This is a genomic window from Thalassospira profundimaris (assembly GCF_003326795.1).
Lineage (GTDB): Bacteria > Pseudomonadota > Alphaproteobacteria > Rhodospirillales > Thalassospiraceae > Thalassospira > Thalassospira profundimaris_C.
This window is the reverse complement of sequence record NZ_JPWI01000009.1, coordinates 1-14,487: the sequence shown is the minus strand read 5'-3', so window position 1 is coordinate 14,487 and position 14,487 is coordinate 1. Positions and strand designations below refer to the sequence as shown.

Annotated in this window: 15 protein-coding genes, 1 other RNA gene and 1 pseudogene; 6 read left to right on the top strand and 11 right to left on the bottom strand. The window is 53.7% G+C overall.

What is annotated here, in order from left to right; genetic code table 11:
• Nucleotides 1-115: 115 nt before the first annotated feature.
• The 8 genes from TH30_RS13885 to TH30_RS13850 form a co-directional block, all read right to left on the bottom strand.
• Nucleotides 116-1,279, bottom strand: coding sequence for a peptidoglycan -binding protein (locus TH30_RS13885; RefSeq protein WP_114098705.1), 1,164 nt, complete (start codon nt 1,277-1,279; stop codon nt 116-118).
• Nucleotides 1,280-1,283: 4 nt separating this feature from the next.
• A complete protein-coding gene (locus TH30_RS13880) occupies nt 1,284-2,468 on the bottom strand; it encodes a flagellar motor protein MotA (protein WP_114098704.1) in 1,185 nt (394 codons plus the stop codon).
• A 12-nt stretch (nt 2,469-2,480) separates the two neighbouring features.
• A complete protein-coding gene (locus TH30_RS13875; RefSeq protein WP_114098703.1) occupies nt 2,481-3,686 on the bottom strand; it encodes an OmpA family protein in 1,206 nt (401 codons plus the stop codon).
• A 267-nt stretch (nt 3,687-3,953) separates the two neighbouring features.
• Nucleotides 3,954-4,763 carry an inositol monophosphatase family protein gene (locus TH30_RS13870; RefSeq protein WP_220150324.1) on the bottom strand — a complete coding sequence of 270 codons (810 nt, stop codon included), beginning with the start codon at nt 4,761-4,763 and terminating at the stop codon, nt 3,954-3,956.
• A gap of 67 nt (nt 4,764-4,830) precedes the next feature.
• Nucleotides 4,831-5,397, bottom strand: a complete 567-nt coding sequence (efp, locus tag TH30_RS13865; protein ID WP_114098701.1) for an elongation factor P — start codon at nt 5,395-5,397, stop codon at nt 4,831-4,833.
• Between the two features lie 196 nt (nt 5,398-5,593).
• Nucleotides 5,594-6,235 (bottom strand): thiamine phosphate synthase, encoded by a 642-nt coding sequence (gene thiE, locus TH30_RS13860; protein WP_114098700.1) that lies wholly within the window; start codon nt 6,233-6,235, stop codon nt 5,594-5,596.
• 77 nt (nt 6,236-6,312) lie between these two features.
• Nucleotides 6,313-6,741 (bottom strand): hypothetical protein, encoded by a 429-nt coding sequence (locus TH30_RS13855; RefSeq protein WP_114098699.1) that lies wholly within the window; start codon nt 6,739-6,741, stop codon nt 6,313-6,315.
• Between the two features lie 12 nt (nt 6,742-6,753).
• Nucleotides 6,754-7,476 (bottom strand): polyamine aminopropyltransferase, encoded by a 723-nt coding sequence (locus tag TH30_RS13850; protein WP_114098698.1) that lies wholly within the window; start codon nt 7,474-7,476, stop codon nt 6,754-6,756.
• 196 nt (nt 7,477-7,672) lie between these two features.
• Here TH30_RS13850 and TH30_RS13845 point away from each other — a divergent pair, with 196 nt between their 5' ends.
• Complete coding sequence (locus tag TH30_RS13845; RefSeq protein WP_114098697.1) at nt 7,673-8,650, top strand: hypothetical protein; 978 nt, start codon at nt 7,673-7,675, stop codon at nt 8,648-8,650.
• A 68-nt stretch (nt 8,651-8,718) separates the two neighbouring features.
• On the opposite strand, the gene gap is transcribed toward TH30_RS13845, so the two are convergent.
• Both gap and tkt read right to left on the bottom strand, forming a co-directional pair.
• Nucleotides 8,719-9,726: a type I glyceraldehyde-3-phosphate dehydrogenase gene (gene gap / locus TH30_RS13840; protein WP_114098696.1), complete on the bottom strand. Its 1,008-nt coding sequence runs from the start codon at nt 9,724-9,726 to the stop codon at nt 8,719-8,721.
• Between the two features lie 113 nt (nt 9,727-9,839).
• A complete protein-coding gene (gene tkt, locus TH30_RS13835) occupies nt 9,840-11,822 on the bottom strand; it encodes a transketolase (protein ID WP_114098695.1) in 1,983 nt (660 codons plus the stop codon).
• On the opposite strand from tkt, the gene TH30_RS22000 reads away from it, so the two are divergent.
• The 5 genes from TH30_RS22000 to TH30_RS13810 all read left to right on the top strand — a co-directional run bounded on the left by TH30_RS22000 (nt 11,811) and on the right by TH30_RS13810 (nt 14,131).
• Nucleotides 11,811-12,272: a hypothetical protein gene (locus TH30_RS22000; protein ID WP_147252005.1), complete on the top strand. Its 462-nt coding sequence runs from the start codon at nt 11,811-11,813 to the stop codon at nt 12,270-12,272. The genes tkt and TH30_RS22000 overlap by 12 nt on opposite strands.
• On the top strand, nt 12,247-12,513 hold the full coding sequence (locus tag TH30_RS13825; RefSeq protein ID WP_114098693.1) for a hypothetical protein: 267 nt from the start codon (nt 12,247-12,249) through the stop codon (nt 12,511-12,513). Before TH30_RS22000 ends, TH30_RS13825 begins: the two co-directional genes overlap by 26 nt.
• A 3-nt stretch (nt 12,514-12,516) precedes the next feature.
• Complete coding sequence (locus tag TH30_RS13820; protein ID WP_114098692.1) at nt 12,517-12,855, top strand: cell division protein ZapA; 339 nt, start codon at nt 12,517-12,519, stop codon at nt 12,853-12,855.
• Between the two features lie 167 nt (nt 12,856-13,022).
• Nucleotides 13,023-13,183: non-coding RNA, 6S RNA (ssrS, locus tag TH30_RS13815), on the top strand.
• A gap of 132 nt (nt 13,184-13,315) precedes the next feature.
• Nucleotides 13,316-14,131, top strand: a complete 816-nt coding sequence (locus TH30_RS13810; protein ID WP_114098691.1) for a TIGR00282 family metallophosphoesterase — start codon at nt 13,316-13,318, stop codon at nt 14,129-14,131.
• Between the two features lie 81 nt (nt 14,132-14,212).
• Here TH30_RS13810 and TH30_RS13805 read toward each other — a convergent pair.
• Nucleotides 14,213-14,487, bottom strand: a pseudogene (locus TH30_RS13805) (methyl-accepting chemotaxis protein); the annotation flags it as partial.

Genomic DNA, 14,487 nt, shown 5'->3' with positions numbered 1-14,487 from the left:
GAGTTGCGCGATGGCGCGGTTTTCGAACCTAGCGGGAAGTTCTTGATTTCACCACAAAAATAAAGGTCCCGAAGCTCTTGGCTCGGGACCTTTATGCGTGGTTATGTTTTTTTGATCAGCGCTCGGTGATTTTGAACTCGATACGCCGGTTTCGGCGATAGGCGATTTCATCATCGCGGTTATCAAGGGGCTGATATTCACCAAAGCCCGCTGCAACCAGACGATTTGGCGGAACACCCTGATCAATCAGGAACTTGACCACCGAGATGGCGCGCGCGGCTGAAAGTTCCCAGTTCGATGCGAATTTCAGGTTCCGGATCGGTACCTTGTCAGTGTGGCCGTCAACGCGCATGACCCAGTCAATATCGTCGGGGATATCCGCCGCAATGGTTTTAAGCGTCTCGCCAAGTTTGGCGAGCTGTTCCTGACCGCCTTCGCCCAGATCCGCAGAACCCGATGCAAACAGGACTTCTGACTGGAAGACAAAGCGATCGCCAACCACACGGATATCCTGACGGTCGCCAAGGACCTCGCGCAGGCGGCCAAAGAATTCTGACCGGTATCGCTGCAATTCCGCGACCTTGGTCGCCAATGCCGCGTTCAGGCGCTGCCCCAGATTGACGATCTGGGCTTGCTTGTCGGCATTTTCACGTTCGGATGCTTCAAGGGCTGCTTCGATTTTCTGCAATTGCTGGCGCAGTGCCAGCATCTGCTGGTTCAGCGCGGCAACCTGTGCCTGTGCCTCGGTGCTCAGGTTTTTCTGGGTTTCCAGTTCGGCCGCACGCGATGCCAGAAGGGCAGAAAGTTCTTCGATACGGGCATCCTGATCCGATATTTTTTCTTCGCTGTTGCTGCGCAGTTCGGAAAGCTCGGTTTCCTTGTCTTCAAGTGAGGCAAGGGCAGCCAGAAGCTTTTTCTCGATCTCGTCAGCCGAAAGCTTGGCATCAGAAAGCTGCGTCGCCAATGCAGCCGCGCGCGCCTTAAGATCATCACGCTGGTCACTGGTGTTGGAAAGTTCAGTGGTCAACTGGGTCAGTTCCAGTTCCATCCGCTGGTTATTTCCACGTTCAAGCGACAAAAGATTGGTCAGTTCATTGACCTGTGCGGTCAAATCACTCAGCGCTTCATCACGACCCGAAAGAGCCGCGCCAAGATAGACCTGCGCAATCACGAAGATCATCAAAAGAAAGATGATCACCATCAACAATGTTGCCAGCGCGTCAACAAAGCCCGGCCAGGTATTTACATCGCGGTTACGACGGCGCGAAAGCCCGATCATGCGATCAGCCCTCCTCGGCGATGGCGGCGATGGTGCGGGCCAGAAGTTTGATTTCGCTTCTGATTTCCTGTGTGGATTGCTGGCGGCCGATGGTCAGTTCTTCGGCGACACGGCTCAACTGGTTATCAAGCGAACGGATATGCGCACGCGTGTTGTCATCAATGCCAAAGCTGCCCATTTTCATGGAGTCTGCAAGTTGATCAAGAACCGGTTTCAGATGCATCTGGTTTTCGGCCAGCTTGACCATCAATTGCTGCTCGGCTTTCATCTGATCGGTGAGGGTCGACAATTTGTCAGCAAGATCAATCAGGGTGTTATGCGACTTGATCTGCGAGCTTTCAGAACGCTGGATCGAGTTCTGCAAGCCTTCCATATTGTCAGCCATCTGTTCGATCAGGGCCGAAAGATAGGCCGGAACCGATTGTTCGCCATCCGAAAGTGCGCTGCCCGAACCCAGACGGGTAAAGCTTGAAAGCCATTCTTCAAGATCATTGAAGAAACGGTTCTGTGCCTGGCCTGCCTGCATATCAAGAAGACCAAGGGCAAGCGACCCTGCCAGACCAAACAGTGATGACGAAAACGCTGTGCCCATACCACTTAGCGGTTCAGACAGGCCTTCCTTAAGATCGGAGAACCAGAGATCAAGGTTCGACCCGCTGCCGACATTGACATTCCCAATGACATCCGCGACCGAGTTGACGGTCTGAAGCAGGCCCCAGAACGTGCCGAGCAGGCCAAGGAACACCAGAAGTCCCACCACATAGCGCGACAATTCGCGGCTCTCATCAAGGCGCGAACGAATGGAATCAAGGATCGTCCGGGTCGATGTGGTCGAAAGCTGCGGACGATCACGGCGCTGTTCGGCCATCATGCTGGCCATCGGAGCCAGAAGTTTCGGCGGAACCTGTGATGTCAGGCCCGGACGTGACCGACGGAAATCCTCGATCCAGGTTACTTCCGGTGACAGGCTTGCCGCCATGCGGAAGGTATAAACAACCCCGACCACAAACACGCCAAGGATCAGACCATTGAGAACAGCATTGGCCATAAAGGCATCAGACAATGTAGGGAACAGCAATGCGCCGACCCCGACGATAATGGCAACAAAGATTGCCATACGTGTCAGATAACTTCCGGGTTTGGTAATGGGCAGGACCGTGCCTGCACCATTGGCCGAATGACTGCTCATGACGGATTAATCCTAGCGTTGAACGGTTTTGATATCGACGCGATCAGCAGGGCCGGATGGAACGTTCGAGCCAAGGGCACGAACATCAATGCGCGTGGAGCGCACGCCCTGATCGATCAGATAGGAACGGACCTGAAGTGCACGCGAAAGCGACAGTCGACGCGCCTTTGACGCATTCGCCCCGTCACCCTGCGCATAGGCCTGAAGCTGAATGCGAAGGCTGTCATCTTTGTTCATGGCGGCGATCACCTGATCAAGCTCGCTTCTTGCCTGACTGCTGAGTTCAAAGCTGTCGGCGGCAAAGCCTAGGCTGTATTCATCGCCACCACTTGCAGGCATCGGTGCCGGTGCAGTGCTTGCGGGCGGAATAGCGGCTTCCTCAGCAACTGGTTGCGGTGCAGGTGCCGGTTCGGCTTTCGGTGCGGCTTCGGCCATCGCCGGTGCAGACTGGGTCGTATCAGGTGAGGGTGCCGGTGCAGGCGGAACTTCGGTGCTTTTGGCGATCGGTTCAACTACTGGCGCACTTGGTGCGGCGGGGGCTGCGCTGTCCTCGGACAGAAGCGGCGGGGCCTTTGGCGGTTCAATAACTTCGGCTGTTTCGGCCGCCGGCGCTGCAGTCGGGGCTACAACCGGTGCTGCTGCCATGGTCGGTGCCGCAGGTGCAGGTTCCGGCGCCGGTTTGGTCAAGGGCGTTGGCGTATTTGATGCGCTGCTTTCTGCCATAACCGGTGCGGCCGGTTTGCTGCGCGGCGCAGACGTCGGTTCAGGCTGTTGCAGGGCAATGGTCTGGTTTGCACCATCATCCATTGCCGCCGATGCACTCACGCCCGGAACGCCATAAAATTCGGATCGGCTTGGAAATGCGTTGCCACTGCCTGCACCATCAATCACAACGGTTTCATAACCGATGTCATCGCTGCTCGCTGCCCTGGCACCGGCGAACTGGTCGCCTGCAAGGAACTCGGATTTCGGTCTGGTTTCCGGGTAAATCAGATCTCCACCGGGCATCACGATATGTTCGCGCGAAACGGTTGGCGAAAGATATTGCGGCACGGTCGGCTGATCGCCAAACCCGTCTGCGACATCCCAGTTTACCTGTACGCTATTATCAACCGAGACGGGGGAGTATTGCTGTGCGGATGCGTCACTGCCATAGAACACGCCGGTTCCCAGTGCAGCTGCCATCGCAAGCACGGAAATATTGGAATACCCCTTCATCAAATCGCAGGCCCCTTAATACCCTGTGTTTGAAATCGTTTTATAACGTTTTTCTTTTTCACACAGTTTTGTGTCGATCGTTAGGCACCCGCAAAAATTTACCGAATGCCGCCCCTGTTGTCTGGCAGCCCGTTCAAAGGCCACTCAGTACCAAGCACCATAGCTTAGAGACAGGTAATGGACAACCGCTTTGACCGATAAAGCAAAAGGGGCACTTCGGTAAATTCCGAAGTGCCCCTTTCAAAAAACGGTAATAAAAGCGGGATGTTAGTCCGTGATCGCTTTCTTCAGCGTTTTAGCCAGAACCGGCTGGATATAGTCGTTGGCAGCAACGACGCTACCGGTGCCAAGCATGTTGGTACCACCGTTAATATCGCGGACATAGCCACCAGCTTCGGTCACGATCAGAAGACCTGCTGCGATATCCCACGCATTGATGTGGGACTCCCAGTAGCCATCGTAACGGCCTGCTGCGACATAAGCCAGATCAAGAGATGCAGCACCCATGCGACGAACACCTGCACAACGATCCATGACCGAATGCAGCTGTTTTTCGAAGGCAGCATGATCGCCATGGCCAAGATGGGGAACGCCACAAGCCAGAACGCATTCGTTCATACGACGGCGGCCGGAAACACGCAGGCGACGGTTGTCAAGAAACGCACCAAGGCCTTTTTCCGCCCAGAAGCACTCATCCTTGGCAACGTCATAGATCATGCCAGCGATGATTTCGTCCCCCTTCTGAAGGGCAACCGAAATGGCAAAATGCGGAATGCCATGCAGGAAGTTGGTGGTGCCATCAAGCGGGTCGATGATCCAGCGATGTTCCGGATCGGATCCCTTGACCTCACCGCCTTCTTCAAGCAGGAAGCCGTAACCCGGACGGGAACGTTCCAGCTCTTCACGCAGGCGTTTCTCGGCACGGTGATCAGCCGCAGATACGAAATCTGCCGGGCCTTTCATCGACACCTGAAGGTTTTCGACTTCACCGAAGTCGCGTTTCAGTCCATAGGCTGCTTTTTCAACAGCCTTGTACATAACGTTGATATTCGCAGAACGACGGGCGGCGCCTCGCACGGCATATCTCCCGGTGTTTGAATTAAAGGGAGGGCAAAAACCCTAAACCAGAGAGCGGATAACGCCCTTAGTCCTTGGCACGCTCGATATAGGTGCCTTCAACCGTGTTCACGACGATGCGGGTACCCGATTCAATATGCGGGGGCACCATCACACGAACACCGTTTTCAAGAACGGCTGGTTTGAAAGAAGAAGACTGGGTCTGACCTTTGACAACGGCGTCGGCTTCAACAATCTGGAAGACAACATGTTCCGGAAGGGTCACGCCAAGCGGCTCGCCTTCGAAGGATTCGATGGTAACAACCATGCCATCCTGAAGATAAACAGCCGGTTCGCCAACAAGGTCAGCATTAATCGTGATCTGATCGTAGGTTTCGCTGTCCATGAAGGTGATCATGTCACCATCGGCAAACAGGTAGGTGTATTCTTTCTGCTCAAGGCGAACCTTTTCGACAGTTTCCGATGCACGGAAACGTTCGTTCAGCTTGGTGCCGGTACGAATGTCTTTAAGTTCAACCTGGTTAAAAGCACCGCCTTTACCCGGCTTCACAGCCTGGCATTTTACTGCACGCCACAGGGCACCTTTATGTTCGATAAGGTTACCCGGACGGATTTCGTTGCCGTTGATTTTCATGGCACCAACCGTTCTTTCAGATCACAGATTCACAATGCAATAAGGGGCACTTGCCCCATTTAAGGTGCGTTAAGTACCAGTTTGGCGTTTTTGCTGCAAGCAGATTGATCAGGGTTGTCGTGCATGACAGCCTGTCATTCCCGCATGGCTTAGGCCAACCGGTTGTCACCCAATATCTTTATGACGGATTGCGCAATCAGATTGCAGTGGCCGCAATCGCTGCCTTGATCGCCTTTGCCCCGGCCTCGGGCCCGTCGGGATGGTTCCAGACACCACCGGTCACTGCGATGAAATCAGCCCCGGCCAACACAATAGGGCCAAGGTTTTCGGCGGTTATTCCGCCAATTGCAACGCAAGGGACGGTGGTAAAGGTCGTCCAGATTTCAAGGATTTCCGGCGTGACGCTGGTTTTGGCTTCTTTGGTTTCGGTCGGATAGAACGCACCAAATGCAACGTAGTCAGCACCCTTGTCGCCAAGGATCATCGCGCGGTGGCGGCTGTCATAGCAGGAAACACCGACAATATGCTCTTCGCCCATAATCGCGCGCGCCTCGTCATAGCTGGCGTCTTCCTCGCCAACATGAACGCCGTCGCAGCCCGATTTTTTGGCAAGATCCGGACGGTCATTAAGGATCAGCGGAATGTCGCGGTCGTTACACATCGGAAGGATGGTATCAATCGCCTTGCGGATTTCATCGTCGCTGACGTCTTTAAGGCGGAGCTGCAGGCAATCAACCGCACCGGTATCAAGAACGGACTTCAGCTTCTCGCCAAAGGAAGAAAGTTCGATTTTCGGCGGGGTCAGAAGATAAAGACCGGCAAGTTCGTCAGTATTCACAATGATAATTCCTGATGATTTCCTGCGTGTTATGTAACCCTTGGCGGTGCTTTTGGCAATTGCCTTGGGGAAGGGGCCTATCGAAGACTGGTTTTCAAACGCCGGTCAAGTTCATGGTCGGGCAATCGGTCATCTTCCATTTCATAAATTGCGATTGCCGCCGGATGTGCTGTCAGGATCGCGCATGCGGCTTGCCGCCCCAGATCGCGCAGGCTTTGGACTTGCACCTCGTCAAGGGGATCAATGATAACACAATCAATGCCGATCTCGATTGCGGCCAATGCCCCCGACAGGCGTCCACGACAATCAAGCGTTGCCTTGAACCGGGCGTCGGGGAATTCGGTGCGGATCAGCGTGACCAGATCACCGAACCACTGCGCACCATGCGAAAGGGCCGCATTTTCAGGTGAGAGCAGGACGAAGGACCGGTTTCCCATAACGCGGCATGCCGATCTTGCACCGGAAATGCCCTGAATTCGGATGATGGGATCAAGCTCTGACGTCATGGGTGCGTATCGTTATAAGGGGGTGCGGGCAACATAGACTGTGTTGATGTCTTCGCGATCAATCAACGGATGCCGGAATGTAATTACCTCTGCACGAATATTGTCAAAGGCAGCTGACAGGTTTTCTTCAAACCACGGTTCGGGCAACTCGGTTGACCACAGGGCAAAAACACCACCGGGGACAAGGTGCTGTGCAAGTTTCTGGAGGCCATCCTTGGTATAAAGGCGTTTATGATCATCATGCAAAACATTGCCCGGTGAATGGTCAACATCAAGCAGGATGGCATCATGTTTTGTTGCGGGGGCATCCGGGTTCATTCCGGCCGTTTCCGAAAGGGCTGCGCCAAAGAAATCTCCATGCACCAGCGCGCAACGCGGATCGCTCGAAAGTTGCGCGCCAAGCGGTAGCAAGCCTTGCTGATGCCATTCGATGACCTCGGGCAAGGTATCAAGCACGGTCAGCTTTCCGGTTTTGGGATTATCAAGGGCCGCCTTCGCGGTATAGCCAAGTCCCAATCCGCCGACCACAACATCAAGGTTATCACGGTCAAGTTCTGCCAGTCCCAGATCGGCAAGGGCAATCTCGGCGTCGGTGAACAGGCTCGACATCAGATATTCGTCATCAAGCTTGATCTCGTAGACGTCGATATCGAGACTAAGTTCGCGCCGACGACGCAGGATAAGAACGCCCATCGGGGTAGGCCGGTAATCGAGTTCCTTGAAAAGAAGGCCCAAGAGTCAGGTTCCTTTTGTCATAAATGGGATATTCGAACTGATATTATTGCATGTTTAGAAAGCTTTTAAAGCCTCAAAAGGGGCAAGATCAGTCGAAGTAAAGGTGTAAGCAAATCGCCTTAATTAAGATATTTGTTATTGATTGTATTAGGCTCTGAAAAGTATCTTAAAGCGAGATAAAAGCTTTGAGGGTGATATGAAAAGTTGTTTTGTGATTTCTCCGATAGGGGAGGAAGGATCAGATACTCGCAATAGAGCAAATAAGGTCCTAAAGCATATCATAAGGCCTGCTGCGGAAGCTTGCGGATACGAAGCCCAGCGTGCTGACGAGATCGACAAACCTGGATTGATTACGAGTCAGGTTATTGAAAGAGTAATTTCTGACCAACTTGTGATTGCGGATCTCACGGAGACGAACCCTAATGTCTTTTATGAGTTGGCACTACGTCATGCGACTGGCAAACCACTGGTGCAGATCATCCAGAAAGGTGAGAGAATCCCATTTGATGTAGCAGGCACACGTACTATTCATGTCGATCATCAGGATTTGGATAGTGCCGCTGCTGCGAAAGAGTCAATAGAACGGCAAATTAGGGAAATTGAGGCGGACCCGGGGAATATTGAAACCCCGTTGTCTACAACAATTGATTTGCAAATGTTGAGGTCGAGTGGTGATCCGGAAGATCGTAGCTTCGCCGAAATTATATCTGAGATTTCAGAATTAAGGTCAGCAATCAATACTATCTCAACGAACGGAGATGATGCGGCGTTCACCCGACGAGCTTTGCGGGACATACGGGAGAGAATTGATTACTTAGCTGGAGAGGACCTAGGGAACTACAAGAGCTCTGGTTTGTTGCCGAGACGTGCGGATCATATAATCTCTATTATTGAGCGCGAAGACATTGAGTTGGTTATGCTGACGGTAATTGGATTAGCAACCAAGTTTGTTCCAGAACTTACTCTCCCACTCGAACAATTCTATACATCAGTTGTTCGTAGATCCCTAAAAACAGATTCCTCTAGAGCAAGAGGGGAGTTGAAAAAACTGACTGGTGCCGTGGTTCTTTTTGTTCTTGAGTGGCCAGAGAGGCAGCCCCTATCAGGTAGGCCGTCTTTTCTTAGAGAGGCATTCGACCGGTTCTTGAGTAGATTGCACAATCACTTTATGTGACTTAAAGTTTAGAGCTTGGAGGAGGAAGGGGCAGCTTAAGCTGCCCCTTCTTTTTTTATGTAGGATGCTTAGAGGAATTTCGCCATGGCGACAGCGGTGTCGCTCATACGGTTGGAGAAGCCCCATTCGTTGTCGTACCAGGACAGAATACGAACGAAGTTTCCGTCCATAACCTGGGTCTGGGTCGCATCAAAGGTCGAGCTGTTCGGGTTGTGGTTGAAGTCAACCGAAACCAGCGGTGCTTCGCAAACGCCAAGAACGCCTTTAAGCGGGCCGTTTGCTGCTTCCTTGATTGCGGCGTTGACTTCTTCAACAGTGGTGTCACGACCAGCAACGAAGGTCAGGTCAACCATGGAAACGTTCGGGGTCGGAACGCGGATGGCGGTACCATCGAGTTTGCCCTTGAGTTCCGGAAGAACAAGACCAACAGCCTTTGCTGCACCGGTCGAGGTCGGGATCATCGAAAGCGATGCCGAACGCGCACGGCGCAGATCTTTGTGCAGGCTGTCCACGGTGTTCTGGTCGCCGGTGAAGGCGTGAACGGTGGTCATGAAGCCTTTGGTGATGCCAACGGTTTTGTTCAGGACGTCTGCAACCGGTGCAAGGCAGTTGGTGGTGCAAGATGCGTTCGAAACGATCACGTCATCAGCCGTCAGGGTGTCGGAGTTAACACCGTAAACAACGGTCTTGATATCGCCCTTTGCCGGGGCAGAGATCAGAACGCGTTTTGCGCCAGCCGTCAGATGTTTGCCAGCACCCGCTTCGTCAAGGAAGATACCGGTGCACTCGAATGCGATATCAACATTCAGGGCCGCCCACGGCAGGTTCGCCGGGTCGCGCTCGGAGCAAACTTTGATGGCTTTGCCGTCAATGACCAGATTTTCGCCTTCGGCTTTGACGTCATTGGCCAGAACGCCATGAACTGAATCATATTTCAGAAGATGCGCGTTGGTGGCAACGTCACCCAGGTCGTTGATGGCAACAACTTCGACGTCGGTACGACCGCTTTCAACGATAGAACGCAGAACAAGACGGCCGATACGACCGAAACCATTAATCGCTACGCGAATAGCCATTCATCCCTCCAAAATTATAATGATTGCTACCTGGGGAGTATCAATCACGGCTTAGGGTTTCAAACCCATAGAAAAAAGGCCGGATCGGCATGTTACCGATCCGGCCCTGTAAATTAAACCAGTTCCTTGGCCGCTTTGACCAGCGCATCGGCGGTGATGCCGAAATGCTCGTAAAGGACCGGGGCAGGTGCCGAAGCACCGAAACCGTGCATGCCGATAACCTTGCCGTTATCGCCAACATATTTTTCCCAACCGAAGACCGAAAGAGCTTCGATGGCAACGCGCGGTGCGCTGCCCAGAACGTCTTTGCGGTATTCCGGTGACTGGGCGTCGAACAGTTCCCAGCTTGGCAGCGAAACAACAACGGCGTTGATGCCGTCTGCTTTCAGCTTGGCCTGTGCGGCAACTGCGATTTCAACTTCGGAACCGGTCGCGATCAGGGTGACCTGACGGTCGCCGTCGCAATCGGAAATCACATAACCGCCACGTGCGACGAGGTTGTCTTCACGATAGTCGGTACGAAGCGTCGGCAGGTTCTGACGGGTCAGGGCCAGAACGGTCGGGCCGCTCTCATTGGTGATTGCCATTGCCCATGCTTCTGCCGTCTCGACGGCGTCCGCCGGGCGGATCACGGTGACGTTCGGCATCGCACGCAGCGAAGCAACATGTTCAACCGGCTGATGGGTCGGGCCGTCTTCGCCAAGACCGATGGAATCATGGGTCATGACATAAACAACGCGCTGGTTCATCAAAGCCGAAAGACGGATCGACGGACGGCAGTAATCGGTAAAGACCAGGAAGGTGCCGCCATAAGGCAGAACACCACCATGCAGCGCCAGACCATTCATGGCTGCTGCCATGCCGTGTTCACGGATACCGTAATAGATATACGCACCTTCATAGCCGCCTGCGGCGGTAATCGGTGCCTGAACGCTGGTCTTGGTGTTGTTCGAACCGGTCAGGTCGGCAGAACCACCGATCATTTCCGGAATGGCTTTGGTCAGAACTTCAAGAACGTTTTCCGAAGCCTTGCGGGTTGCGACTTTCGGCTGATCAGCGGTGATCTGCTTTTTATAGTCGTTGAACGCTTCGATCCAGTTTTCCGGAAGCTTGCCTTCAACCCGGCGCTCGAACTCGTCTTTCAGGGCAGCTTCGAGGTTTTCGAAACGACCACCCCAGGCGTTGAAGTCTTCTGCACCGCGCGAACCTGCTGCAAGCCATGCATCACGAATGTCTGCCGGGATATCGAACGGTTCGGAAGTCCAGCCGAGTTTCTCGCGCATGCCAGCAAGTTCGGATGCACCAAGCGGGGATCCGTGCGTTGCCGAGGTACCACCTTTGGTCGGTGCGCCAAAACCGATTTCGGTTTTGCAAGCAATCATCGACGGGGTGTTGGTGGTTTTTGCCTTGGCAATGGCGGCTTCGATGGCGACCGGATCATGGCCGTCAATTTCCTGAACGTCCCAGCCTGCTGCTTCAAAGCGCTTGGTGTGATCTTCAGAAGTCGAAAGCGAGGTCGGGCCATCAATCGAAATGCCGTTATCGTCAAACAGAACGATCAGTTTCGACAGTTTCAGATGGCCGGCCAGCGAAATGGCTTCCTGCGAGATGCCTTCCATAAGGCAACCGTCGCCTGCGATCACATAGGTGAAGTGATCAACAACGTCGTTGCCAAAGCGCGCATTCATGATGCGTTCGCCAAGTGCGAAACCGACCGAGGTCGCAATACCCTGACCCAGCGGGCCGGTGGTGGTTTCGATACCGGCACCGTGGCCGAATTCCGGGTGACCGGCGGTGCGGAAGCCCATCTGACGGAAATTCTTGATCTGATCAAGATCGAAATCTTCGTACCCGGTCAGGTGCAGAAGCGAATAAAGAAGCATCGAACCGTGACCTGCGGACAGGATGAAACGGTCGCGGTCCGGCCAGTTCGGATGCTTCGGATCGAATTTCAAGAATTTGGTGTAAAGAACAGTCGCAACGTCTGCCATGCCCATCGGCATGCCGGGGTGGCCGGAATTGGCCTTCTCAACAGCGTCTGCCGAGAGGAAGCGGATGGCATTGGCCATGCGGTTGTGTTCTACTTGCGTCGTCATGTGATGCGGTTCCTGGGGGTTTCGCGGTCGGGCGATCAAAACACTTTAAATACGGTTATTCCAGAATTAACGGAATTCGCGCGGAAGATGCCCTTACAGGGGGCATACGTCAACCGCTTCTGTCGAAAAACTGTACCTGTTACCCGGATTCTGGCTAACAGATGTGCCAATAGTGCATGGCTGGTGACGCGCTTGCTGATCTGCCTGCAATTGTCATACAGTGTTTTCATTGCTTTACCGGTCTTCAAACAATTCACAGATTTCTTGTTCAATCGGGCAAAAATGTTGTTGATCGGGATACTGGATGCTAAATCAGCCATTATCATGACATCTTCGCCGGGCTTGATGTCGCCTTTGGTGATTCGTCACAGTTCAGTTCGTTCTGTGGTCTTGGGTAAAACAGCAAACAATCGGGTAGTGATCAATGTCGCGGTTGCAACAGGCAAGTGATCGGCTGAAAACAGCATTGGACCGTCTTGAAATGGTCGCGGAGTCGGCTATCGCTCAAAAAGACCAGTCTGCAGTTTCAGATACACAGGAAGTTGAAGCACTGCGTGCCCAGCTTTCGGCAATGCGCGCTGATTACGACCGTCTGACCGAGGCGACCGAAACGGTTTCTGCCCGTCTTGATGGTGCGGTTGATCAGCTTAAATTCGTTCTTTCCGAAGATCCCGTAAAGAAACAGGCATAACCCATGGCACAGGTATCCATTCGCATTAACGGTCGCAGCTACGACATCGCATGTGATGACGGGCAGGAAGATCGCATTAACGCCCTTGCCGGTTATGTCAACGAACGGGTCAGGGAAATCGCCGAGGCTGTCGGCCAGATCGGCGAGCAACGTTTGCTGGTCATGGCAAGTCTTCTGATTGCCGATGAACTTGGGAACACCCAGGAAAAGCTTGAAAACGGTGCGCAGCAGTCGGCTCAGGTGACCGGGCTGTCGGATGCGGAAAGTGATGCCCTGGCTGACAATATCGAAACCATGGCCGCGCGCGTCGAAGCAATCGCCGAAAAGCTTGCCCAAAACTGATTATCCCGATGCATATCGGTCAGCCGGGCTTGGTCTGGCAAAGTGTTGCGGCTAACGCGCAGCGGGCATATCGATGCAATCTACTTGAAATTCAGCCGTCCGGGGACTAAGTTCCGGGCGCTGACAGTTTGCGATGCGTCGTTCGCGGCGATCAAGAACCCAGCATAAGGGGGCTGCCCTGTTCGTCAGGTTCGCTAATTCCCGGGGCCGATGCTCATTTCTCTAGGGAGCTGTCCCTTTCCAGGCCGTGGTCTGGTTATACGGCGCCCACCTGCACCTGCAGGTCACGAGGAATTACCACATGGCCAACGGCAGCGGTGGCTCCCGCTTATCTCCCGGATTTTGATCCGGACATTTCCCTTCTCCTTTGCGTAGTGCAATATGCTGTGCGTCCCGGATAGGGTGCATTGATAAAAAGCCATGCCAAATATTCGGGCATGGAAAAGACACAGGAAAGAATATGCGTTTACTTCATCTTGGCGACGTTCTGGGCCAAACCGGTCGCAAGGCAGCACTTGAGGCATTGCCGATGCTCCGCGATCGTTTGTCAGTCGACGTCGCAGTGGTGAATGTTGAAAACGCCGCGCACGGCTTCGGGGTAACGGCAAAGATCTGCAAGGAATTCTACGCTGCCGGGGCCGATGTCCTGACCACAGGCAACCATGTCTGGGATCAGCGCGAAATCATTGCCTATATCGATGAAGACGAAAAGCTTTTGCGGCCATGGAACTTCCCTGATGGGACGCCGGGCAATGGCGATTATGTTTTCAAAACCAGATCAGGCAAGAAAGTTTGTGTGATCAACATGATGGGTCGCCTGTTCATGGATCCGCTTTCCTGTCCGTTCCAGGGCGCGGACAAGCTGTTTTCCAAGCATAAGCTTGGCAAGAATGTTGATGCGATCATTCTTGATTTCCATGCCGAAACCACGTCGGAAAAAATGGCCTTCGGGCATCACTGTGACGGTCGTGCATCGCTGGTTCTGGGAACGCATACCCATGTCCCGACGGCAGATGCGCAAATTCTTCCCAATGGCACGGCCTATCAGACGGATGTCGGCATGTGTGGTGACTTTGATTCCGTCATCGGCATGAAAAAGGAAAACTCGGTCCGTAAATTCCTGACCAAGATGCCGGCGGGGCGTTTTGAACCGGCCGAGGGGCCTGCAACAGTTTGTGGCGTCTTTGTCGAAACCGATGATAAGACCGGTTTGGCAAAACGTATTGAATCAGTGCGGATTGGCGGACGCCTTAAGGGCAGTTGGCCAAGCGCCTGATCGCGAAATCCATTATCGGATTACCAATGTAAAAGGCCCGCCAAATGGCGGGCCTTCGTTTGTTAAGGTCGGGCAGGATAATTACGCTGCGCGGTCCCGGGCCTGCTGACGCAATGCATCAAGAATGGTGGTAATGCGGTTTCGCATTTCACCGACCTTTTCAGATGCCGCACGGGAAGTCGTAAGAACTTCGCCCGACAACTGACCGGTGCGACCGGTTTCATTTGCAACCTCGGTGATCGATGCCGAAACTGCACGGGTGCGATCAGCAGCCCCGCGAACATTGCGGCTGATCTCGTCGGTTGCAGCGCCCTGTTCCTCGACAGCCGCCGAGATCGTGGTGGCAATTTCATTGA

What these genes read in the sequence shown, in the direction of transcription:
- TH30_RS13885 (WP_114098705.1), bottom strand. Translation starts at nt 1,279, where the DNA reads ATGATCGGGCTTTCGCGCCGTCGTAACCGCGATGTAAATACCTGGCCG.
- TH30_RS13880 (WP_114098704.1), bottom strand. Translation starts at nt 2,468, where the DNA reads ATGAGCAGTCATTCGGCCAATGGTGCAGGCACGGTCCTGCCCATTACC.
- TH30_RS13875 (WP_114098703.1), bottom strand. Translation starts at nt 3,686, where the DNA reads ATGAAGGGGTATTCCAATATTTCCGTGCTTGCGATGGCAGCTGCACTG.
- efp (WP_114098701.1), bottom strand. Translation starts at nt 5,397, where the DNA reads ATGAAAATCAACGGCAACGAAATCCGTCCGGGTAACCTTATCGAACAT.
- TH30_RS13855 (WP_114098699.1), bottom strand. Translation starts at nt 6,741, where the DNA reads ATGACGTCAGAGCTTGATCCCATCATCCGAATTCAGGGCATTTCCGGT.
- TH30_RS13845 (WP_114098697.1), top strand. Translation starts at nt 7,673, where the DNA reads ATGAAAAGTTGTTTTGTGATTTCTCCGATAGGGGAGGAAGGATCAGAT.
- gap (WP_114098696.1), bottom strand. Translation starts at nt 9,726, where the DNA reads ATGGCTATTCGCGTAGCGATTAATGGTTTCGGTCGTATCGGCCGTCTT.
- tkt (WP_114098695.1), bottom strand. Translation starts at nt 11,822, where the DNA reads ATGACGACGCAAGTAGAACACAACCGCATGGCCAATGCCATCCGCTTC.
- TH30_RS13825 (WP_114098693.1), top strand. Translation starts at nt 12,247, where the DNA reads ATGTCGCGGTTGCAACAGGCAAGTGATCGGCTGAAAACAGCATTGGAC.
- TH30_RS13820 (WP_114098692.1), top strand. Translation starts at nt 12,517, where the DNA reads ATGGCACAGGTATCCATTCGCATTAACGGTCGCAGCTACGACATCGCA.
- TH30_RS13810 (WP_114098691.1), top strand. Translation starts at nt 13,316, where the DNA reads ATGCGTTTACTTCATCTTGGCGACGTTCTGGGCCAAACCGGTCGCAAG.